13 protein-coding genes and 1 tRNA gene are annotated in these 21,341 nt (G+C 70.4%); 5 read left to right on the top strand and 9 right to left on the bottom strand.

Annotated features, from left to right (window positions below):
• The first annotated feature begins 361 nt into the window (after window positions 1–361).
• On the top strand, window positions 362–928 hold the full coding sequence (locus ASG59_RS10325) for a VCBS repeat-containing protein (RefSeq protein ID WP_056408746.1): 567 nt from the start codon (window positions 362–364) through the stop codon (window positions 926–928).
• Here the strand turns inward: ASG59_RS10325 and ASG59_RS10320 are convergent.
• Window positions 850–1,236, bottom strand: a complete 387-nt coding sequence (locus ASG59_RS10320; RefSeq protein WP_056408744.1) for a response regulator — start codon at window positions 1,234–1,236, stop codon at window positions 850–852. The two genes, ASG59_RS10325 and ASG59_RS10320, sit on opposite strands and share 79 nt — an antisense overlap.
• 353 nt (window positions 1,237–1,589) lie before the next feature.
• Between ASG59_RS10320 and ASG59_RS10315 the strand changes: the two genes are divergently transcribed.
• Complete coding sequence (locus ASG59_RS10315; RefSeq protein WP_162245449.1) at window positions 1,590–4,733, top strand: ATP-binding protein; 3,144 nt, start codon at window positions 1,590–1,592, stop codon at window positions 4,731–4,733.
• Window positions 4,734–4,769: 36 nt separating this feature from the next.
• Here ASG59_RS10315 and ASG59_RS10310 read toward each other — a convergent pair whose 3' ends face one another.
• The 6 genes from ASG59_RS10310 to ASG59_RS10285 all read right to left on the bottom strand — a co-directional run bounded on the left by ASG59_RS10310 (window position 4,770) and on the right by ASG59_RS10285 (window position 15,165).
• Window positions 4,770–5,921 (bottom strand): diguanylate cyclase, encoded by a 1,152-nt coding sequence (locus ASG59_RS10310; protein WP_056408740.1) that lies wholly within the window; start codon window positions 5,919–5,921, stop codon window positions 4,770–4,772.
• 162 nt (window positions 5,922–6,083) lie between these two features.
• Window positions 6,084–8,159: an EAL domain-containing protein gene (locus ASG59_RS10305; protein WP_056408738.1), complete on the bottom strand. Its 2,076-nt coding sequence runs from the start codon at window positions 8,157–8,159 to the stop codon at window positions 6,084–6,086.
• A 366-nt stretch (window positions 8,160–8,525) separates the two neighbouring features.
• Complete coding sequence (locus ASG59_RS10300) at window positions 8,526–9,962, bottom strand: glycosyltransferase (protein ID WP_244472231.1); 1,437 nt, start codon at window positions 9,960–9,962, stop codon at window positions 8,526–8,528.
• A 19-nt stretch (window positions 9,963–9,981) separates the two neighbouring features.
• Window positions 9,982–11,034 (bottom strand): HEAT repeat domain-containing protein, encoded by a 1,053-nt coding sequence (locus ASG59_RS10295; protein WP_055879604.1) that lies wholly within the window; start codon window positions 11,032–11,034, stop codon window positions 9,982–9,984.
• A 106-nt stretch (window positions 11,035–11,140) separates the two neighbouring features.
• On the bottom strand, window positions 11,141–13,366 hold the full coding sequence (locus ASG59_RS10290) for a tetratricopeptide repeat protein (RefSeq protein WP_056408736.1): 2,226 nt from the start codon (window positions 13,364–13,366) through the stop codon (window positions 11,141–11,143).
• A 197-nt stretch (window positions 13,367–13,563) separates the two neighbouring features.
• The gene (locus tag ASG59_RS10285; protein WP_156387504.1) at window positions 13,564–15,165 is read right to left on the bottom strand and encodes a hypothetical protein; all 1,602 of its coding nucleotides are present in this window, start codon (window positions 15,163–15,165) and stop codon (window positions 13,564–13,566) included.
• 266 nt (window positions 15,166–15,431) lie between these two features.
• Here ASG59_RS10285 and ASG59_RS10280 point away from each other — a divergent pair, with 266 nt between their 5' ends.
• Window positions 15,432–17,390, top strand: coding sequence for a polysaccharide deacetylase family protein (locus ASG59_RS10280; RefSeq protein WP_056408733.1), 1,959 nt, complete (start codon window positions 15,432–15,434; stop codon window positions 17,388–17,390).
• A 247-nt stretch (window positions 17,391–17,637) separates the two neighbouring features.
• Here the strand turns inward: ASG59_RS10280 and ASG59_RS10275 are convergent.
• A tRNA-His gene (locus tag ASG59_RS10275) sits at window positions 17,638–17,714 on the bottom strand.
• 162 nt (window positions 17,715–17,876) lie between these two features.
• Here ASG59_RS10275 and ASG59_RS10270 point away from each other — a divergent pair.
• Both ASG59_RS10270 and thpR read left to right on the top strand, forming a co-directional pair.
• Window positions 17,877–19,715 carry a chloride channel protein gene (locus ASG59_RS10270; RefSeq protein WP_055879591.1) on the top strand — a complete coding sequence of 613 codons (1,839 nt, stop codon included), beginning with the start codon at window positions 17,877–17,879 and terminating at the stop codon, window positions 19,713–19,715.
• Window positions 19,716–19,752: 37 nt separating this feature from the next.
• Complete coding sequence (thpR, locus tag ASG59_RS10265; protein ID WP_055879588.1) at window positions 19,753–20,310, top strand: RNA 2',3'-cyclic phosphodiesterase; 558 nt, start codon at window positions 19,753–19,755, stop codon at window positions 20,308–20,310.
• A 15-nt stretch (window positions 20,311–20,325) separates the two neighbouring features.
• On the opposite strand, the gene coaA is transcribed toward thpR, so the two are convergent.
• Window positions 20,326–21,309: a type I pantothenate kinase gene (gene coaA / locus ASG59_RS10260; RefSeq protein ID WP_055881099.1), complete on the bottom strand. Its 984-nt coding sequence runs from the start codon at window positions 21,307–21,309 to the stop codon at window positions 20,326–20,328.
• Window positions 21,310–21,341 lie beyond the last annotated feature (32 nt).

Here is a 21,341-nt window from a genome sequence, read left to right as displayed (position 1 = left end):
TCGCGAGCCCAAAATGCGCCGCGCTGCGATCCGAGGTCTTGTCGCCCCTGGCGGTCCGTCATGCCCAATCATACGATAGTAAAAATCCGAAAAAGTCAGGTGCGACTGCTTGGTTTGGAGATGGTCTGCTTTTATCGATGTGTAATCATGAATCGATTAAGTCGATAATTCGTAGGACTTATATCAATCAAAGTCTTTATTTATATCCAGATACCATATGATTTCCAATACAAATTCCGACAGAATTGTCTGCGGCATTGACGTTCCCATACGGCGCCTCCTCCGCTCGACGACCCGAAGGCAAGACACCCCATGACCCCACGCGTGCATCAGCTACGGCGCCGGGACCGCCCCGAGCGCGGTGCTGGCGGCCGACGCGAACGGGGACGGCACGCCGGACCTCATCGTCGCGAACGGGTCGAGCGGCGACATCTCGGTCCTGATCGGGAATGGCGTCGGCGGCTTCCGGTCGGCCGTCGCCTATGGCTCGGGCATCGGCGCCCTGGCGGTCGCGGCCGCCGACCTGAATGGCGACGGCAAGCTCGACCTCGCCGTCTCCGATCTGTTCGGTACGATCAACGTGCTGATCGGCAACGGCGCCGGTGCCTTCGGCGGTCCCATCCGCAGTCGCGCCGGCACCTCGCCGCTGGTCGCACGCTCGGCGGTGGACGCGAACGGCGACGGGCGGCCCGACCTGGTCGCGACCGGCGCTGACGGCAAGGTGGTCACGCTGCTGAACGCGTCCGCCGCGCCGGGCACCTTCGGCGCCGGCACCATCGCGGCTCACCCAGGCGGTCAAACCAGCAGGCTGCTCCCGTCGACCCCGACGGGCCCACTCCAGGAGGAGGCCTATTGTGGGCGGCCGATCGGCAACAGGCGGGCGATCCGCACGGCGAGTTCTTCGGGGATGAACGGCTTGACGAGGTAGTCGCTCGCTCCTGCGTTCAGGGCGCCGACGATGTCCTGTTCGAGTTTGCGGGAGGTGAGCATCACCACCAGGGTGTCGGCCGTCTTGGGCGTCGATTTGATCTGCCGCAGAAGCTCGAAGCCGTTGATGCCCGGCATCATCGCGTCGAGGACGACGAGGGCGGGGTTTTCCGCCTCGATGATCCGCAGCGCCTCGCTGCCGTCCGAGGCCGTGATGACGGTGTAGCCGCGGCTCTTCAGCTTCAAGTTGATGATCGAGCGCGTGATCGTGTCGTCGTCGGCGACGACGACGAGGGGGGCGATGGACATCGTCGATCTCCGGAAGTGAGCAACAGCGTGCATGCGGAAGGGCGGCAGCGTGGCCGTGATGAAATCCAAAATGTGTCTATGAGGCGTTAAAGGCTCTTCGAAAGACGCGGCCTGTCCCGCGCTTCGTCAGAATACTGAAAGTTGCAGGCTCCCGGCGCGGTATCAGCTGATCCGCCGGACCGATGACGGATATCGACATCGACACAATGCCTCGATCGTCCATGACGTCTGGTGGTCTGTTTGGCTTCACGCAATCGGTTGCGATGGGCCAGCGCTCGTCGAGCGGTGAGACGTAGCGAAAAACTAAGGATTTTTCGCCTTTGTGGTGGAGGGTGTCGGTCAGGATCGTACGCGTGCCACAGCGCTCCATCAGCTTGCAGGCGCTGCTCGCCTCGGTCTTCGGCTTCCTGGCGCTCGCCTTGACGTTCTGCGTCAGCCTCGCGGCGGAGCGGATCGCGGCCCCGCAACTCCGCGAGCAGATCGGGCACGAGCTGTCGGGCTATGTCGAGCACCTGCGCGGCCGCCTGGACGCCGTGATGCACGACAACCTGCTCCTCGTGCGCACCCTCGCCACGATGGGCCAGAGCGTGTCGGCGACGCCGGCGACGTGGCGCAAGTGGATCGATACGGTCCAGGCCGACCACAAGGAATACGCCTGGCTCGGCATCGCCGATACCAACGGCGTGGTCATGGCGAGCTCGGGCGGTCTGCTCGAAGGCAAGAGCGTGCGCGAGCGGCCCTGGTTTCGCGAGGCGCTGCTGAAGCCCTACGCCGGCGATGTCCACGAAGCCCTTCTCCTGGCCCAGAAGCTTCCGCCGCTGCCCGACGGCGAACCCCTGCGCTTCGTCGACGTCTCGACGCCCGTCCACGACGGGCAGGGGCGGCTGGTGGGCGTCCTCGGCGGTCACATGAGCTGGACCTGGGCGCGTCGGATCGAGCGCTCGATCCTGGCACCGTTCGAGGAGCGGCAGAGCGGTATCGAAAGCCTGATCCTGCGCGACGACGGCGAGGTCCTGCTCGGGCCGTCCGATATCATGGGCAAGCGCCTCGCCCCCGACGTCATCAAAGCCATCGCGGACGCCTCCACGTCCCGCAAGGGCAGCTCCGCCGTCGTATCCTTCGGCGACGACCAATCCTTCCTCGTCTCGGCCAGCCGGTCCGTCGGCGCGGCCGATTATGCGGGCATGGACTGGACCGTGGTCATCCGGCAGCCGACCCGCACCGCCCTCGCGCCGGTGACGGACCTGCGTCGTGCGATCCTCTTCTGGGGCCTCGCCCTCGCGCTCCTGTTCGGGGTGCTGGGGCTCCTCGTCGCCCGGATGACGACGCGTCCGCTCCTGGCGCTCGTCGCCTTCGCCCAGCGCCACCGCCTCGGCGACCGCAGCACGGCGGTGCCGTCCGGTGGCTATCGGGAAGCCAACGTGCTGAGCGCCTCGCTCGAACGCCTGATCTCCGACCTGACCGCGCGCGATGCCGCCCTCGAAGCCAACAACCGGGCGCTCGAGAATCGCGTCGAGACGCGCACCCTGGCACTGCGCGAGGCCTCCGCCTTCACTCAGAAGATCATGGAGAACAGCCCCGACGTGATCCTGGTGGCCGGCCCCGACGGCCAAGTCGAGTTCGCCAGCCGCAGCGCCCACTGGCTCCACAACATGCCCGAGGCGGATGCCCTGGTCGGCCGCCGCCTATTCTCGCTGTTCCCCAGGACGAGCGTGGAGGACCTGCAGGCGGCCATGCTGCAGGCCTGCGAGACCCCCGTCGTCGAGACCGAGATCTTCTGCCCCTCGAAGACCGGCTCCGGCCAATGGCTCAGCGTGCTCGTGAGCTTCATGCACGACGGCCACAACCACGTCGAACGGGTCCTGTGCATCATCCGCGACCGGACGATCGAACACGCGCAGGCGGAGACGGAGCGTGCGGCGACGGCGGAGGCGCAGCGGCTGACGACCGAAGCCAATGCGGCGAGCGAAGCCAAGTCCGCCTTCCTGGCCTCCATGAGCCACGAGATCCGCACGCCGCTGAACGCGGTGATCGGCTTTACCGGCATCATCCTCGCCCGCACCGACCTGCCGCCCGACCTCGCGCGCCAGGTCCTGACGATCCAGACCTCCGGCAACGCCCTGCTCACGGTCGTGAACGACGTGCTCGACTTCTCCAAAATCGAATCGGGGGCCATCGAGCTCGAGCCGCGCCCGTTCTCGATCCGGGGCCTCGCCGACAATGCCCTCGCGATCGTCGCCAGCCTCGCCGACGACAAGGGGCTCGTCCTCACCCTCGAGATCGACCCGCGGCTCTCGCCCTGCCACGTCGGCGACGAGGACCGCCTGCGGCAGGTCCTGCTCAACCTCGTCAACAATGCCGTGAAGTTCACCCGCGACGGGTCGGTGACCCTGCGCGTCGCCTTTCTCGACCGGACCGAGACCTGCGAGCGCGTCGTGGTCTCGGTGACCGATACCGGGATCGGCATCCCGCCGGAGAAGATCGACCGCCTGTTCAAGCGCTTCAGCCAGGTCGACGGATCGATCCGGCGGGAGTTCGGCGGCACCGGGCTCGGCCTCGCCATCTCGCAGCGCCTCGTCGGCCTGATGGGCGGCGAGATCACCGTATCGAGCGAGGCCTGGAAGGGCTCGACCTTCTCGTTCTCGCTGTCCCTCGACCTCGCCGACGCGGCGAGCCTGGCGGCGCCCGAGCCGGTCCTGCTCGCGCCGGCGCGACCGCGCCGGCTCCTCCTGGCAGAGGATCTCCCGGCCAACCAGGAGATCGTGCGGATCATCCTGGAGGCGTCGGGCCACAGCGTCGACGTCGTCGAGGACGGGGCCTCCGCCGTGCAGGCCGTCGCCGGCGGCGACTACGACGCCGTCCTCATGGACGTGCAGATGCCGGTCATGGACGGGCTGACCGCGACCGCCGAAATCCGCAAGCTGCCGGGGGAGGCCGCCCGCATCCCGATTATCGCGCTGACCGCGAACGTGCTCTCAGATCAGGTCAAGGCGCTGCGCGCAGCCGGGATGGACGACCACGTCGGCAAGCCCTTCCGCCGTGCCGACCTCCTCCAGGCGATCGAGCGGTGCTGCCGATCCGACATCGACGACGCTCCGCTCGAGGCGCCGGGCCCGCCTGCCGCCTCCGGTGGCGCCCCCGAGGCTCTGGTCCTCGACGAGCTGATCGGCCTCGCCGGCCTCGCGCAGGTGCTGGCGTGGCTCGACGATGTCCGGGGACGGATCGCCTACATCTATCCCGCCGCCGGGACGATCGAGGTCGCCGACCACTTCATGGCCGACAACCACACCCTGATTTCGCAGGCCGGCATGCTCGGTTTCACCGCGCTGTCCGAGGCCTGCCAGGCGGTCGAGGCCGCGCATCGGTCCGGCGGCGACATCGGCGAGGCGATCGACCGCTGCCGCGTCGAGGCACAGCGCGCCATCGCCGCCTGCGGTCGAATCGCGCATACCCATGCGATCGCCGAGGCCGCGGTGCCGGTCCGGGTCGCCGGTTGATCCCAGCGCCCTTCCGTAATCCACGGGCATCATCGCTCAGCGCGTGGCGCCGACCGCCACGCGGTCCCCGCCGCCCGCCCGAGCGTCGCGCAGGGCGGCCATGGCCCGCCCCAGGGCCTCGTCGGGGACCGCCTCGTCGGCGCGGATCTGCGCCACCCCGATCCTGACGGCGACCGTCACGACCCGACCGTCGACCGGCATGGAGCGCCCGTCGAGAACGCGCAGGATGCGATGGCCGGCGAGTTCCGCCGCCTCGAGATCGGTCTCGGGCAGGACCAGCGAGAAGACGCCGGTCTCGTGCATCCCGACGATATCGCTGGGTCTCAGGGTCTCGGACAACTCGCCGTAGAGAGTCCGAAGGACCGCGCCATCGGTGGCTTCGCCCGAGGTCCCCGTGGCGATCGCCAGGACGGAGACGGGCCTGCGATAGCGTCGCGCCCGCCGGATCTCCGCGACTGCGCGCCTGGCGAAGCTCTGTGCCGATAGCGCGCCGCCGGCCGGGTCCGTGGCGCCGAGGGCGGTGAACGCCTCGTCATGGGCGCCCAGCCGGCGCCACGTCGGCCTCGCCACGGCGAGACCCTGGGTCAGGAGGGCGACGAGGACGACGGCACCGAGGCCGAGCGCGGTCCATTCGAGGGAGTCGGCCCTGGCTGCGACGCTGCGCTGGTACGCCTTGACGACGGGGTCGAGGCCGGACGGGAAAGTCTCGCCGGCGAACCGCGCGATCGCCGACAGCCGGTCGGCCTTGTTCGGATCCTGCCGGGCGCCGTCCTCGGCGGAACGGACCTGGGTCAGGAACTCCTGGACCTGCCCGACCAGGGGACGTTCCCCCGCGGCATAGAGGGCCTGGAACGCCTCGGCCGACGCCGGCGACACGCCGAGCGCCCGGTCGGCCTGGCGCAGGTGCTCGTGCGTGCGCGCAAAGCGCGTCACGAGTTGTCCGCCCTGGAATTCCGAAGCGGTATCCCCCGTCGCCGCTCGGGCCGCGAGGTAGGCGATCCGCTGGGCCTGGGCCTGCTGCTCGCGCACGAGGTCGAGGAGGACGACCGCGTCGCGGCGGGTGGCGAGCGCCGTCGCGGTGGCCACATGCATCGCGGCCAGGGCGACGACTGCCAAGGCGACGGTGCCGAGATAGACGAGCAGGGTCTGGCGTTGCCGCAACGGCCGTTGCGCGAGGTCGTTCGCCATCGGGTCGTCACATCCGGTTGCTGACAGGCCGGTCCCGTCCGGCGGGGCTGGTCCGGGAAGGAAGAACGGGACCGCCGGCCAGGGTCGAACGTTCGGTCGGCTCCGCTCTTCGAGCGGAAGGCCGCATGCGCGCAGCCTGCTTAGCAGGGGCGTGAACCCCTGTCAGGCAGCATGCTGGTTGCAGCCGGTGAGGTGCTCGCGCGAAAAGTCGTCCTTGGACCCCGGGCGGCCGAACAGGTAGCCCTGGAGGTCGGTGCAGCCGTACTGCGTGACCGTGGCCCGCTGCTCCTCGGTCTCGACCCCCTCGGCGGTGACGGTCATGCCGAGGCCGCGGCCGAGGGCGACGATGGCCTGGACGATGGAGGCCGTGGCCGGGTTGGCGAGGTCCTGCACGAAGGACTGATCGATCTTGAGCTTGTCGAACGGAAATTTCCGCAGGTACGACAGGCTGGAATAGCCCGTCCCGAAATCGTCGAGGGAGATGCGGACGCCCAACCGCCGCAGCAGGTGGAGCGCGTCCACCACCTGCGGCAGGCTCTGCATCAGGACGGTCTCGGTGATCTCGAGTTCGAGCCGTTCGGGGGCGAGGCCGGTCTCCGCCAGGGCGTGCATCACGATCTCCACGAACCGGGCCTGCCGGAACTGGATGGCGGAGATGTTGACCGCGATCCGCATGTGCGCGGGCCAGCCGGCAGCCTCGAGGCAGGCGGTGCGCATCACCCATTCGCCGAGTTGCACGATCAGCCCGGTCTCCTCGGCCAGGGCGATGAAGGCTGCGGGCGAGACGAGGCCGACGCGCGGGTGGCGCCAGCGCACCAGGGCCTCCGCTCCCGACGGACGCAAGTTCTGCGCATCGACGAGCGGCTGGTAGTAGACTTCGAATTCGCCGCGGGAGAGGGCGCCGCGCAGGTCGATCTCCAGGTTGCGCTTGGCCTCCGCGGCCGCATCCATGTCGGTCTCGTAGAACCGCCGCGTGTTGCGGCCGTCGGCCTTGGCGCGGGCCAGGGCGAGGTCGGCCCGCTTGAGCACGGTCCGGCTGTCGCGCCCGTCGGTCGGCGCCACCACGATGCCGATGCTGAGCCCGATCTCGACGAGCTTGCCCTCGACCCATGTCGGCCCCGTCACCGCGTCGATGAGGCGCTGGGCCAGGGCGGCGGCACTGGCGGGTTGGCTGGCCGCCCCGATCTGGAGGATGGCGAACTCGTCGCCGCCGAGGCGCGCCACCACGTCCTCCTGGCGGAGCGCGCCGCGCAGGCGCGCGGCCACCTCGACGAGCACGGCGTCGCCCGCCCTGTGGCCGAGGGTCTCGTTGATGACCACGAGGCGGTCGAGGTCGAGGTAGAGCAGCGCGAAGGGGATGCCGTCGCGCTCCAGGCGCTCGAGCCGTTCGGCGAGGCAGGCATGGAACCGGCTCCGGTTGGTCAAACCCGTCAGCGCATCGTGCTGGGCCATGTGCGCGATCTGCCGCTCCCGCTCCTTCACCTGCGAGATGTCGCGCAGGAAGGCCGAGATCCGCATGCGGTCGTTCCCGCCCGACTGCGAGATCGCCATCTCCACGGGAAAGGTCGATCCGTTCCTGTGCAGGGCCGTCAGTTCGAGGCGGGACCGGCCGACGACGGCGCTCGCCCCGGTGGCGAGGTAGCGCGCCATGCCGACCGCGTGCCGGGCCCGTAGCGGCTCGGGGATGATGATCTCGGCCATCGGGCGGCCGCGCACCTCGGCGGCGGTCCAGCCGAAGACCGCTTCGGCGGCCGCGTTCCACTCGACGATGGCGCCCTCGGAATCGACTCCCACGAAGGCGTCCTGGGCGATCTCCAGGATCTGCCGGTAGGGGGGATGGGCCTCACCCGCCACCTCCTCCCGCAGGTCCGGCCATTCGGAGACGAGGGCCGCGAGGTCGGCCAAGTGCCGCTTCTCGCTCTGCGAGACCCGGCGGTGGGCGTCCTCGAACAGGCACAGGCTGCCGATCGCGCCCCTGTCCGCCATGGCGACCGGTGCGCGGGCCAGAAGGCGGAGGCCGGGGCTCGACGGAAGGCCGGGCGGCAACGCCTTCGTGCACCACCCACGAATCCGGGCGCAGGCCTCGCGTTCCGATTCGGTCTCGGGGTGGTCCGCGCCCATGCGGATTTCGAGCAGGGCCAGGGCCGGGTCGTCGAAGATCAATCGCACGACGGGGACCCGGAACGTCTCGGCCGCGAGTCCGCACAGGGTCCGAAGACGGTCGATCGCCGGTTGCATCCCGGTCTCCGGATGACGCGGTTCCGACAGACGCCGTGAGGTTCGAGCCATCCCCATCCTGCCTGAACCGCCGCTCCTCGACGAGGTCGCCCATCGGCCCGAGAGTGCGGGCGGTTCGTTAAATTAACTTCAACGTCGTCGCGCGCCGAAGTCGATAAAGATTTCCGTCGTCCGATAAGAAGTTCACTATATATATGATAAATATCAAGCACATTAAAGATACCGTTGGATCATATGACGGTATCTTTGCGATGAAGCGTTGTCTTGACGACGGTTTTGCGATTCCTTGCCGCGTCGAAAGGTCAGGTGAGATCCGGATCGATTGTTGTGGGCAACCCGTCGCGACACTGTTGTCCACGGCCGGCCTCAGGCCCCGCGAAAGCCGACGCGGCTCATCACGCCCCAGCCCTGGGCGCCGCGCAGGTACTGCCACATGCCGCGCAGGCGCCAGAAATTGGAGATCTGGCGGTAGCCGAAGTTCTCGATGACCGCGATGCCGGTGAGCAGGACGAGGTCCATGACGCGGGGGACGCGCTGCAACTCGATCTCCTCGAGGATGAGCGAGGCGACGCTCACGAAGATTCCGAACACGAAGGTCAGGGCCAGGAACGCCAGCAGGTACTCCACCGACAGCAGGCCGAGCATCCACAGCATCGGCACCAGCAAGTAGCCTAGCACCTCGATGGGCGGTCCCAGGACGTCCACGACGAGGACGTGACCGAAGCCCAAGAGGCCGATGCGGCCGTAGCGGGGGCGGAACAGCATGTCGCGGTGGCGGAAGAAGGTCTCCAGCGCGCCGCGCTGCCAGCGGCTGCGCTGACGGCCCAGCACCGTCCAGGATTCCGGCGCCTCGGTCCAGCACACGGGTTCGGGCACGAACACGATCTGGTAGTCCTGGGCGCGCTCGCGCAGGTGGCGGTGGATCTTGACGACGAGTTCCATGTCCTCGCCCACGGTGCGGTGGCTGTAGCCGCCGACCTCGATCACGGTCTGGCGCTTGAACAGCCCGAACGCGCCGGAGATGATGGTCAGGGTCCGCAGGCGGCTCCAGGCCAGACGCGCCATCAGGAAGGCGCGCAGGTATTCCATCGTCTGGAACAGGGCCAGGAGGTTGCGCGGCAGGCCGAAGGACAGCACCCGTCCCCGTTCGATCCGGCAGCCGTTGGCGATGCGGATGGTCCCGCCCACCGCCACCGTCCGCACCGGATCGTCGATGAAGGGCTGGACCGCCCGGAGCAGGGCGTCGCTCTCGAGGATGGAATCCGCATCCACGGCGCAGAAGATCGGGAACCGCGACAGGTTGATGCCGGCGTTCAGCGCGTCCGACTTGCCGCCGTTGCCCTTGTCGACGACCAGCAGCCGGGGATAGTCCGGCGAGCCGTAGAGCCCGCGCACGCGCTCGTGGGGCACGACCTCCGTGTAGTGACGCAGGATCGGCTTCAACCCGAACCCGTCGATCATCGTCTGGAGGGTCGAATCCTTGGAGCCGTCGTTGACGGCGATGACCTCGAAGTCGGGATAGTTGAGCGCCAGCATCGAGCGCAGCGAGTCGACGATGGACAGTTCCTCGTTGTAGGCGGGCACCAGCAGCGAGATCGGCGGGCTGATCTCGGCGTAGCGCCGCCAGAGCAGGCTCGCGCGCTTCTCCGGGCGCTGCGTCGCCAGTTCCCGCATCGCCAGGACGAGCTGCAGCACGTAGAGCCCGTTCTGCATGAGGCCCGTGCCGATCACGATGAGCAGGACGATCTCGAGGGTCGAGGTGACGATCGTCCCCATCGAGAGGTCGAAGCCGGTCAGGTCCATCACGCGCTCTCCCGATCCATCACGCGCGTCGCTTGCGTTCGGCAAGGACGTGCTCGGCGGTCTGGCCGAGCGTCGTCTGGCCGGCCAGCGCCACCATTTCCTGCAGGGCGCCGATCCCGAAGTCGCCGAGCCGGGCCAGGGCCTCGCCGGCGCGGTGGCGCACCCACCAGTTGTCGTCGAGCAGGAGGTCGCAGAGCTGCGGCCCGAGTTCGAGCAGCCCCACGCGCCCCACCGCCTCGGCCGCCTTGCAGCGGACCTCCCAGCGCTCGTCGGACAGGTAGCGCGCGATGGTGCCGTAGCCGTCCGGGTGCCCGAGGCTGCCGAGGTTGCGCGCCACCGCCACCCGCATGTCGGTGGAGGGCGCGTGTTCCAGGGACAGGATCAGTTCGAGGATGCCCTCGATCCCGGTCTGCGTCAGCGCGTCGAGGCCCGCGGTGCGGATGCGGTCGCTCTGCCGAGGGTCGACGACGAGGTCGAGCAGGGCTTCCGGCCGCGTCTGCGCAAACTGGGCCAGCACCAGTTCGATGCGGCGGGAGCTGTTGGCCTGGGCGAGCCGGGCGATCAGGGCCGTATCGAAGATGAGGTCGCTGCCGTGGGCCGAGAGGGTCGTCGCGGCGGTGAAGCTGACGTCGTCGTGCCGGTCGAGGACGGCCTTGCCCAGGGCCTGCGAGGTCGCCGCCGACGGGAACCAGGCGAGGCCTTCGGCGGCGGCGAGGCGGTTGCGCACCGGCCCCGTCGCGAGCTCGCGGCGCAGGCGGTCCCCGATCCCGGCCGCTTCGGCCAGGGCCGCCAGCCGTTGCTGGCCTTCCCCGCGCACGATCTCGAAGACCTCGACGAGGAGGTCCGTCGCGAGCTTCTGGTCCCGCGACAGGGCCTCGGTGATCGCGGCGGCCTGGCTGGCGTAGCCGGTCTCGGTCCATTCCAGCATCAGGCCGAGGAGGGTCTCGCGCCGCTGCGCCTCGTCGCGCAGGCGCCCGACGCTCTTCAGGCGCAGCCCGACGAGGACCGTCATCGTCGCCAGCGAGAGGGCCGCGAGACCCAGCGAGATCTCCCAGATGAGGGTCAGGAACACGTGCGAGGCCCGAAATGTCCGTCCGCCAGACCCTGGCACGGAACCGTTGCGCCTTCGTGAGGACGTCGCGTCGTGCGCGCGGGGGGAGGGGGGCCCAGACGCGCCATCAGAAGCGCGTCGTGAGGCCGACGCTCACGCTGGTGCGATCGAAAGATTTGACCCGGTCCTCGTGCGAGGCCGACAGTTTCACGCTGACGGTGTCGTCGATGTCGTAGATGCCGCCGCCGTAGAGTGCCCGGGTGGGGATCACCCGGCCGTCGGAGGTGTCGGGCGCATCCGCCCAGCCCACGAACAGCGTCAGGCGGTCGGTGGGCATGCCGTCCACCCGCACCGAATAGCCGCCGAACTTGTCGAGGCGGTCGCGCACGAAGGCGAACCCGTCGGGTGCGCGCGTCGTCACCCGCGAATTCGCCAGCGTGCCGATGACCCTGCCCGAGATCCAGAGGCGGCCGTCGAGGAAATACTGCTGCAGCCCGGGGCTCGCCGTCTCGACCTCGGTGGCGTCGTATTTGGCGTAGCCGGCGTCCAGGGTCAGCAGGGTCGCTCCCAGATGCGCGTTGCCCTTCCAGACGCGCAAGGATCCGCCGGCCTCGGTGAAGACGATCGGCCGGTAGACCGCGTCCGGCGATCCGCCGAGGCGGATGTAGCTCGTCGAAGCATCCGACCAGCGATGGTCGAGGCGGGCGTCGATGAGAGTGTTGACGATTCTGAAGCGGTTCGTGACCTCGACGCCGCCCGAGATCGTGGTGCGCTCGTTCAGGGCGTAGCCGAGGCGGGCGCTGCCCTCCTGCCAGCCGTCGCCGTCGCGGGTGAGGCTGCTCACCGACCCGTCGAGGTCGAGCCGCCAGCGCGGGCGGATCGCCTGCGCGAGCCGGGCCTCGATCTCGGCCGAGGCCGGATCGACGGCGGCGGCGTCGCGGTAGACGACGCGGGCCTCGTCGTCCTGCAACGTTCCGCGCAGGGAATCGCCCAGTCCCAGCAGGATGTCGGGGTCCTGCGGCAGGCGGGTGCGCAGCTGCCGGAAGATGCCTTCCGCTTCGGCCGGCTCCCCTCGAGCGAGGATCACCCGCGCCGACAGGGCCTGCGCCTCGGTGTTCTCCGGCCGGCGGGCGAGCACGCGGGCGATGCGCGCCGCAGCCTCGTCGAGGCGGCTCTCGTAGAGATCGACGCGGGCGAGGCCGAGGATCGCATCGGCGGAGTCAGGCGCGATCGCCTCCGCCGCCTCGAAGTCGCGGCGGGCGTCGGCGAAGCGGGCCTTGCCCTGGAAGGCGGCCATCGCGCCCGCCGAGACGAGGAGGTCGGCATCCCGCGGGTGGGCCCGCAGCAGGGTCCGGTAGATCGCCTCGGCGGCGGGAAACCGTCCCGCCTTGCGCAGGGCCTGGGCCTCGTCCCGGCTGCGTCTCTCGGCCTCCTGCACCTGCTTCCTGGCGCGCTCGATCCGCTGGGCCTCGCGGTCGCGGGCGGCCTTCTCGGCCGCCGCGACGAGGTCCGCGCTCGCACGGGCGATCCGGGCCTGGAGGTCGAGCGCCTCTCGGTTCCTGGGCTCGCGGGCGAGCAGGATGCCGACTTCGCGGGCGGCCTCGGCGGGACGTTTCTCGTAATAGGCGATGCGGGCGAGCCCGAGCCGGGCGTCGCCGTAGTCCGGCGTGCGGGCCAGCGCCTTGAGGAAGGCCGCGCGCGCCTCGGGAAAGCGGTTCCGGGCGATCAGCGACAGGCCGAGTTCCACCTGCGCGTCGACGTCGTCGGGATCGAGGGCGACGGCGTCGGAGAAGCGCGCGATGGCCCGGTCGAACTGTCCGGCCTTGCGCGCCGCCTGACCCTCGACGAAGGGCCTCCGGGCTTCCGTGCGGGCGGCCTCGGGCCCCGGCGTCGTCGCGGCACTCGCAGGCATCGCCGGTCGCGCCTCCGGCGGCGGCTTTCGCGCGGCCGCCAACTGGGCTTCGAGGGCCTTCACATCGGGGTCGTTCGGCGAATTCCGCCTCAGGGTGGCCAACTCCCGCTCGGCCCCGTCGAGGTCCTTGGTGGCCAGCGAGACCCGCACCAGGCCGGCCCGCGCGTCGTCGTAGGCGGGGGCTTCGGCCAGCACCGTGCGGAACGTGGCACCCGCCTCGTCGAAGCGGCCCTTGGCGAACAGCGCGAGGCCGAGCTGGAGCCGGGTGTCGGTGTCCGCCGGCCGCAGCGCGGTCGCGCGGTTCAGGGCGGCGATCGCCTCATCGACGCGCCCCTCCTGGCGCGCGCTCGTACCCTCGCGCGACAGGCGTTCGGCGGTGACGTCGTCGGTCGATTGGGCCCGCACGGGTGCGGCGGCCGCGATCCCGGACAGGCTCGCCACGGCGAGGAGCAGGAGCGGTCGGAGCGGTCGGCGTCGGGAAGGCGAAGGCTGGCAACTCACGCGACGAACCCGCTTGGGACGCGGACCACCGCCGCGATCACGCGACGCCGACCCTGGGGGCCTTCAAGGATAGTCTGACGAGGTCACAGCTTTGTCCGATGGTGGTTAACTCGCCGTGAAGCAGCCGGCGCGTGCGTTCAGTCGATCACCCCATGCAGGGCGAGGCCGGAAAAGCTCGACCACGCCGAGAGGCCGGTCGAGATCTGCGCGATGGCGTCATCGAGTCGCTGGCGATCGCCGAGAAAACTCACGCGCGAGGCCGGAGCCACGCTTTCACGCTCCAGGGCGTAGATTCGACCTGACGCAGGCGATCCGATTGGCGTCGTCAGGAGGAGGGCGAGGGCATCGCCTCCGGCCTGCGGCAGCAGCAGGAGATCGCCGCTGTCGGCGGGGCGGTAGGTCCGCGCGGTCTCGTCGGTCACCGGCCCGGCCTCGAGGGCGACATGCAGCGGCCTCGCCGCGGAGGCGGTCCAGGCGAGCAGGGGCTCGGCGGCCGCCACGATCTCGGCCGGCGTCGTGCGGTAGGCCATCACGGTGACGCGTCTCGCCCCGCGCCCGACCGCCGGCATCACGAGGCCGGCGGCAGGGTGGAGCGGCAGCCAGAACGGCAGCACGAGGTCGAGGTCGAGGGGGTCGGCCGCCGCCGACAGGGCGTCGAGGGTGGTGGCCCAGCCGCGCAGGATGGCATCCGGGTGGGCCTGGAATCCGGGCAGGAGATAGGGCTCGATGTCGTATTGCACGCCCGCCAGGCGGCTCTCGGGGGCTGCGCGCCGCTGATAGGCGACGAGAGCGCCGAGCCGGCGAAGTGCCGCCGCTCGGCCTTCGTCCAGCGCCATGCCGGGATCTCCTTCCACCACCGCCACGGCGATGCCCGATGCCCGGGCGAGCCCGACGAACGTCGAGAACCGCGCCTCCTCGGCGATGGTGTCCTCGGCGATCGCGACGCTGACGAACAGGCGCGTGATCCGGCGCGCCAGGGCTTCGGCCACGAGGTCGTCCGGCGCCTCGCGCCAGCGGTGCGGGCGCCAGGCCCAGGCCGACAGCGGCGGCCGGACGGCCTCGCCATTCGCGGCTTGCGAAACGAGACGCAGGTCGAGGAGGGTCGTCGTGCCGGCGGACGCCGGGCAGGCCAGGACGAACCGTGGCGAGTCCCCCGCCGGCGGTGTCCGGTCGAGGCGGCCGTCCATGGGAAGAGCGGCGGCCTCTCCCTCGCTCGCCGGACCGGCCACGGACGCCGAGAAACCGGGATCGCCCGTGACGTGCCAGCGCAGGGTGAGGCGGGCCCCGTCGGGCAGTCGCGCCGGGCCGGGATCGAGAACCACGCCGGCCGGCCTGACGCCGGGGCCGCAGCGCAGGGTCACCGCCTCCTCGGTGCGGCTCACGACGGCGCGCTCCTCGACGCCGAAGGTCCGCGCGGTCATCGCCGGGATCAGGGACCGGTCGAGGGCCAGCGGGGTGGCGCGCGACGGCGTCGGCGGCTCCTCGAAACCGACACCCGAGGCCGTGAAGCCGGCTCCCTGCCCGGTCCCGGAGAGGACGAGGCGGTCGCGTCCCGGCGGATCGGATCGCGCCACCGCGCCGACCCAGGCGACGCTGGCCGGCGGCACCGGGAGGGAAAGCGTGCGGCATCCCTCGGCCGGGGTCGATCCGGCCGGCGCATCGGCGATCGTCAGCCGGCCGTCCCCGGTGCGGCAAAGGGTTGACCGGTACGGCGACCCGCCATCGACCGTTCGGCTCATGGCGGGACCTCCCTGCTGCAGGATCGTGAGCGCGAGGGTCACGGCGGAGAAGGAGCCTGCCATACGCCTTGCCCGAGGGCTCATCTTCGCTGTCATCCACTGTGCCGCGCGGCCTCACGCGAGGACCGCCGCCAGGGTATGCGCCCGAGGGTTGGCGCTCGCTTAAGGAACGCTGCCGCCATCGCGCCTTCGGGGCAGTGATCGCGCTTAACCCCCCGTTGACCCTGCGGGCTTAGCCTCGCCCGCGGGCTGGATGACGGTGGACCATGAGCGACGGCGCCTCGAGGCAGCAGGGCGACCTGTGGCGGAAAGTCGGCTTGTGTCTTCTCGTCCTCGTCTTCCTCACACCCATCGCCCTCGGTGTCCTGTACTACCGGTCGCGGATCTTCATCTTCGGCGGCCTGTCGGGCCCGGCCGGAACCTCGGTGGTGAAGCCGCCGAGCCCCGCGGATTGGCGCAGCTACCGCGACGGGGACACCGCCCGCCTCGCCATCCTGCTCACGGACGAGGCATCGGCCTGGCTCGGCCTCGTCCACGGCCTGAAGAGCCTGGGCGTGCCCTTCACGCTCACCCGGGACGTGGCGGAGGCGGTTCGGTCCAAGGTCGTGCTGGTCTATCCCTACGTCTCGGGGCTGGTGCTCAAGCCCGACGAACTCAGGGCCCTGGCCGCTCATCCGCAGGGCGGCGGAACGCTCCTGGCGGCCAACGTCCTCGGTGGAGGCCTCAAGGAGGTGTTCGGCTTCGGCGACGTCCAGCCCTCGCGAAAGCGCTTCGCCATGAGCTTCTCGGGGGCCAGCCGGACCTGGCTCGGTTTCGACGAGCCCGAGGAGCAGACCGTGCGCTTCGGCGATCCCGCCCGCAATCCGGAGGCGCAGCTCGGCACCCACGGCTACGGCCAGGCAGCGGACGCGCTGGCCTTCTTCGAGGACGGCACGGCGGCGATCACACGGCGGCGCTTCCCCACGGGCGGGGCGGCCTATGCCCTCGGCTTCGATCCGGGCTTCCTGCTGCTGATCGGCCAGAACGCCCGCGGCGCCGACATCGAGCGCGACTACGTCAACGCCTATTCGCCGCAGAACGACCTCGTCCTGCGCTTCCTGCGGCAGGTCTGGCGCGAGGGCGAACCGCTGGCGGTGAGCCTCGGACGGGTGCCGGACGGCAAGGCGCTCGCCGTCATGATGACCTTCGACGTGGACTTCACCCGCTCCCTGCCCAACGCGGTCGCCTATGCCGAACTGCTCAAGGAGTTCGGCGTGCGGGGCACCTTCTTCATCCAGACCAAGTACCTGCGCGACTACAACGACGAGATCATCCTGACGGACGAATCCGCCGCCCATCTCAGGCGGCTCGGGGAGCTCGGGATGGAACTCGGCAGCCACACCGTCGCACACTCCTGGATCTTCCGGGATTTCCCCATGGGCGACGGCAAGGAGCAATATCCCGCCTACCGCCCGATCGTCGTCAACCGCAACGAGGCCCGCGACGGCACCATCCTGGGGGAACTGCGCGTCAGCAAGTTCCTCGTCGAATCCCTGGCGCCGCCGGCCAAGGTGGTCAGCTTTCGCCCGGGCCACCTGTCGAACCCGGGCGGATTGCCCCAGGCGCTCGAAGCGACGGGGTATCGCTACAGCTCGTCCGTGACCGCGGGCAACGCGCTCTCGCACCTGCCGGTCCGCCTCACCTACGGCCGCGGGGCGGAAGCCGAGACGGGAATCTTCGAGTTCCCCCTCACGGTGGAGGACGAGCGGGCGCCCCTCATGGGCCTGCGCCTGCCGCAATCCCTGGAGGTCGCCCGCAAGATCGCCCGCGACGGCGGCATCTATCCCGTCCTGGTCCACCCCAACATCCTCGGCCACAAGCTCGAATTCGTGAGGGGCTTCACCAGGGCCATGCGGGACCGGGCCTGGTTCGGGAGCGTCGACGACTTCGGCGCCTGGTGGGCGGCCAGGGACGGCGTCGGCCTCGATGCCCGGCGCGAGGGCGACGGCGTCACGGTTCGCCTGACCGCGCCGCGCGCCCTGGACGGCCTCACGGTCGAGATCCCGCCGCACTGGTCCCTGGACGGCTCCGAGGCCACCGACGCCCGCGTTCGGCAGCGCCCCGGCGCGGTCACGCTCCCGCTTCCCGTGGGCACCACCACGCTTCGGTTCCGCACCGCCCCGAGGGGCACCGGAGCGCGGTCCGATGATTTCAAGCTGAGAACAGGCGGCCTCGCTTCACCGTGACCCTGGGTGATCGTCGGCCGGAAAGCCTCCGCGCGGCTGCGGGCGAAGCCGACATGCGAAGCTACGGGAAGCGCATGGTCGACGCGAGGCAGGTGACCATCGAGCTCGAGACGTGCTCGTCCATCAGCGACGGGCTTGGCAACCGCCGCTGACCGTGCGCTCGCCAAGCAGCCTCTCCCGTCAGCGATGCCGAACGACAAAAGGGGCCGGCAACAAGCCAACCCCTTCGATCAATTCGAGAAACCTATGGTACCACCGCCCCGGCTCGAACGGGGGACCCCCAGATCCACAATCTGGTGCTCTAACCAACTGAGCTACGGCGGCACATGAGGGGCGTGTATCCCGCCCGTGCCGGCTTTTCAAGCGCAAGCCGCGTCTTCTTCGGGGCCGCCCTTGACGATCGATCGGGTTGGCGCCTCATGGGGCCATGCCGACAGCAGAGTGTAGGAACCAGGGGATCGATCGGGGTCGGTCGGGCCGTCGGTCATGACGATCCACGCACCGTCACCCGCCCCGAAGGCGGCCGTGAACCGCGTGCCCGCCCGGCTCAGGGCGCTGGTGCGCGGGGGCGAGATCGGGCTTGTGATCCTGGCTGCCGTGGTCGGCTGCGTCGCGGGCCTCGCCGTGGCGGCGATGAGCCTGGCGGCCCAGGCCCTGCGCGAGACCCTCTACCGGTTGCCCGCCGGGGCACGCCTGAGCGCGGCCACCGACCTCGACCCGGTCGTGACGATCCTCGGCCCGGCCGTCGGCGGGGTCGGACTGGGCGTGCTGCTGGTGTGGATGTCATGGCGGCGCGAGCGGCCGCGCCGGGCGATGATCGATCCCATCGAGGCCAACGCCCTGCACGGCGGCCGCATGTCGGTGCGCGATTCCGGCCTCCTCGCGCTCCAGAACGTGATCTCCAACGGCAGCGGCGCCTCGGTGGGCCTGGAGGCCGGCTACACCCAGCTCTGCGCCGGGCTCGCCTCGCGCCTCGGCCTCGCCTTCGAGCTGCGGCGCTCGGACCTGCGCACCCTCGTCGGCTGCGGCTCGGCCGCCGCTATCGCCGCGGCCTTCGGGGCGCCGCTCACGGGCGCCTTCTACGCCTTCGAACTGATCGTGGGCACCTATTCCATCGCGATCCTGACGCCGGTGGTGGTTGCGGCCCTGTGCGGCAGCCTCGTCGCCAAGGCGGTCCTGGCGCAGCCGCCCCTCGTGGCCGCGACCCTCCCGGAGACCTTCACCACCGCCCCCTTGAGCGCGCTCGACATCCTGCCGAGCCTCGCCCTCGGGCTGATCTGCGCGGGCCTCGGCATCGCGATCATGCGCGGCGTGACGCTGGTCGAGGCCGGGGTCCGCGCCAGCCGCCTGCCGGCCGCCCTCGCCCCGATCCTCGGCGGCCTGTGCGTCGGCGCCCTGGCGCTGGCGGTGTCGCCCCAGGTCCTCTCGGGCGGTCACGGCGCCCTCCACCTGCAGTTCGGGCACGCCGTGCCCGAGGCCGGTGCCCTCGCCCTGATGGTGCTGTTCGCGGCCAAGGCGATGGCGTCGGCGATCTCGATCGGCTCGGGCTTTCGCGGCGGCCTGTTCTTCGCCTCGCTGTTCCTCGGCGCCCTGGCCGGCAAGGTCTTCGCCGTCCTGATGACGGAGATGCTGCCGGGCCTTTCCGGCTTCGGCCTGACGCCGCTGGCCTACGGGGTGGTCGGCATGAGCGCTCTGGCCGTCGCCGTCATCGGCGGCCCCCTCACCATGACCTTCCTGGCCCTCGAACTCACCGGCAGCCTGCCCATCACCGGGCTGGTCCTCGCGGCGGTGATCGCCTCCTCGCTGACGGTGCGCAAGACCTTCGGCTATTCCTTCGCCACCTGGCGCTTCCACCTGCGCGGCGAGAGCATCCGCAGCGCCCACGACATCGGCTGGATCCGCAGCCTCACGGTGGGCGCACTGATGCGCCGGGACGTGGCCACGATCGATGTCGCGACGCCGCTCGACGCCTTCCTCGTCGCCCATCCCCTCGGTTCGGTCTCTCGGGTGGTGACCGTCGACGTCACCGGGCGCTATGCCGGCATCGTTCTCGTGCCCGAGGCCCATGCCGCGGCGCGGGCCTCGGCCGAGACCCCGCCGCCGCTGTCGGACCTGGTGCGCTACCGCGACGCCTTCCTCGTGCCGGAGATGAACGCCAAGGCCGCCGCAGCCGCCTTCGACCGCAGCGAGAGCGAGGCCCTGGCCGTGCTCGACGCCCGCGACACCCGCCGGGTCGTCGGGCTGCTCACCGAGAGCCATACGCTCAAGCGCTACAGCGAAGAACTCGACCGCCAGCGGCGGGCGATGGTCGGCGAGACGGTCTGACCGAACCGCCCACACCCGAACCCGGAGTCGCCCCGCGATGCCCCGCCTCTTCACCGGCCTCGAGATCCCGCCCGACATCGCCGAGGCGCTGGCGCGCCGTCAGGCCGGGCTGCCGGGCGCCCGCTGGATCGCGCCCCCGGACTTCCACGTGACCCTGCGCTTCCTCGGCGACGTGGAGATTCCCCTGGCGGAGGAGGTCCACGACCTCCTCGCCCGGTCGCGCCCGCGCGGGCTTCTGTCCGTCACCCTGTCGGGCCTCGCGAGTTTCGGCGGCGACAAGCCGCGCGCGATCATCGCCACGCTCGCCCCCTGCCGCGAGCTCGACGCGCTCCAGGCCGAGCACGAGCGGATCTGCCGCCAGGCCGGCGCCGAGCCCGAGCGCCGCGCCTTCACACCGCACGTCACCCTGGCGCGCCTGCGCCGCGAGGTCTCGGCGATGGATGTGGCTGGCTATCTCGTCGAGGCCGGCTTCTTCCCGCCGCTCACCTTCACCGCGAGCCGCGTCGCGCTGTTCTCGGCGCGGGAGTCGAAGGGCGGCGGGCCGTATGTGGTGGAGGCTGCGTATCCGCTCGGCTCGGGGACCGAGGCGTCCTGAAAAGCCGGCCCCGGCTCACAACCGGCGCAGCGCCACGCTCTCGATCCGGTGGCTGGCGCCCTTGGCCAGGATCAGGCTCGCCCGCTGGCGTGTGGGCAGGATGTTGTCGCGCAGGTTGGGCAGGTTGATCGTCGTCCACAGCCGGTCGGCGATCTCCAGGGCCTCGGCCTCCGTCACCTCGGCGTACTTGCGGAAGTAGGAGAGCGGATCGCGGAAGGCGGTGAGGCGCAGGCGCAGGAAGCGGTTGAGGTACCAGCGGTGCAGGTCGTCCTCGTGACCGTCGAGGTAGATCGAGAAGTCGAAGAAGTCCGACACGAACGGGATCGCGGTGCCGTCCCGCGGCAGGCGGGCGGGCTGGAGCACGTTGAGGCCCTCGACGATCAGGATGTCGGGGGATTCCACCACCCGCTCCTCGCCGGGCACCACGTCGTAGACGAGGTGCGAGTAGAGCGGCGCCGCCACCCGCTTCTTGCCCGCCTTGATGTCGGTGAGGAAGCGCAGGAGGGCGGCGGTGTCGTAGCTCTCGGGAAAGCCCTTGCGGTCCATGGCGCCCATGCGCTGCAGGGTGGCGTTGGGCAGGAGGAAGCCGTCGGTGGTGACGAGGTCGACCTTGGGCGTGTTGGGCCAGCGCGCCAGCAGCGCCTTGAGGACGCGGGCCATGGTCGACTTGCCCACCGCCACCGAGCCGGCCACCCCGATGATGTAGGGCACCTTGGCATCCTGCTCGGCGAGCAGGAAGCGCTGCGTCGCCTTGAACAGCCCCTGCGTCGCCGCGACGTAGAGCGAGAGCAGGCGCGAGAGCGGCAGGTAGATCGCCACCACCTCTTCGAGCGAGATCGGGTCGTTGAGGGACTGCAGCCGCGTCACGTCCTCGGCGGTGAGCGTCAGGGGCGTGTCCGCGCGCAGCCGGGCCCAATCCTCGCGGGGGAAGATGCGATAGGGGGAGAGCCGCTCGGGCCCGTCTCCGGTGACGGGGTCCTGCCCCAGAGGCTGCCCCAGGGCCGGCGTCGGCCGGATCGCGTCGCGCTCGC

The organism is Methylobacterium sp. Leaf466 (assembly GCF_001425565.1).
GTDB lineage: Bacteria > Pseudomonadota > Alphaproteobacteria > Rhizobiales > Beijerinckiaceae > Methylobacterium.
Note: the sequence above shows the minus strand (reverse complement) of the source record. Positions and strands in the feature narration are given on the sequence as shown.

What these genes read in the sequence shown, in the direction of transcription:
- ASG59_RS10285 (WP_156387504.1), bottom strand. Translation starts at nt 15,165, where the DNA reads ATGAGCCGAACGGTCGATGGCGGGTCGCCGTACCGGTCAACCCTTTGC.
- thpR (WP_055879588.1), top strand. Translation starts at nt 19,753, where the DNA reads ATGCCCCGCCTCTTCACCGGCCTCGAGATCCCGCCCGACATCGCCGAG.
- ASG59_RS10320 (WP_056408744.1), bottom strand. Translation starts at nt 1,236, where the DNA reads ATGTCCATCGCCCCCCTCGTCGTCGTCGCCGACGACGACACGATCACG.
- ASG59_RS10310 (WP_056408740.1), bottom strand. Translation starts at nt 5,921, where the DNA reads ATGGCGAACGACCTCGCGCAACGGCCGTTGCGGCAACGCCAGACCCTG.
- ASG59_RS10280 (WP_056408733.1), top strand. Translation starts at nt 15,432, where the DNA reads ATGAGCGACGGCGCCTCGAGGCAGCAGGGCGACCTGTGGCGGAAAGTC.
- ASG59_RS10305 (WP_056408738.1), bottom strand. Translation starts at nt 8,159, where the DNA reads ATGCAACCGGCGATCGACCGTCTTCGGACCCTGTGCGGACTCGCGGCC.
- ASG59_RS10300 (WP_244472231.1), bottom strand. Translation starts at nt 9,962, where the DNA reads ATGGACCTGACCGGCTTCGACCTCTCGATGGGGACGATCGTCACCTCG.
- ASG59_RS10270 (WP_055879591.1), top strand. Translation starts at nt 17,877, where the DNA reads ATGACGATCCACGCACCGTCACCCGCCCCGAAGGCGGCCGTGAACCGC.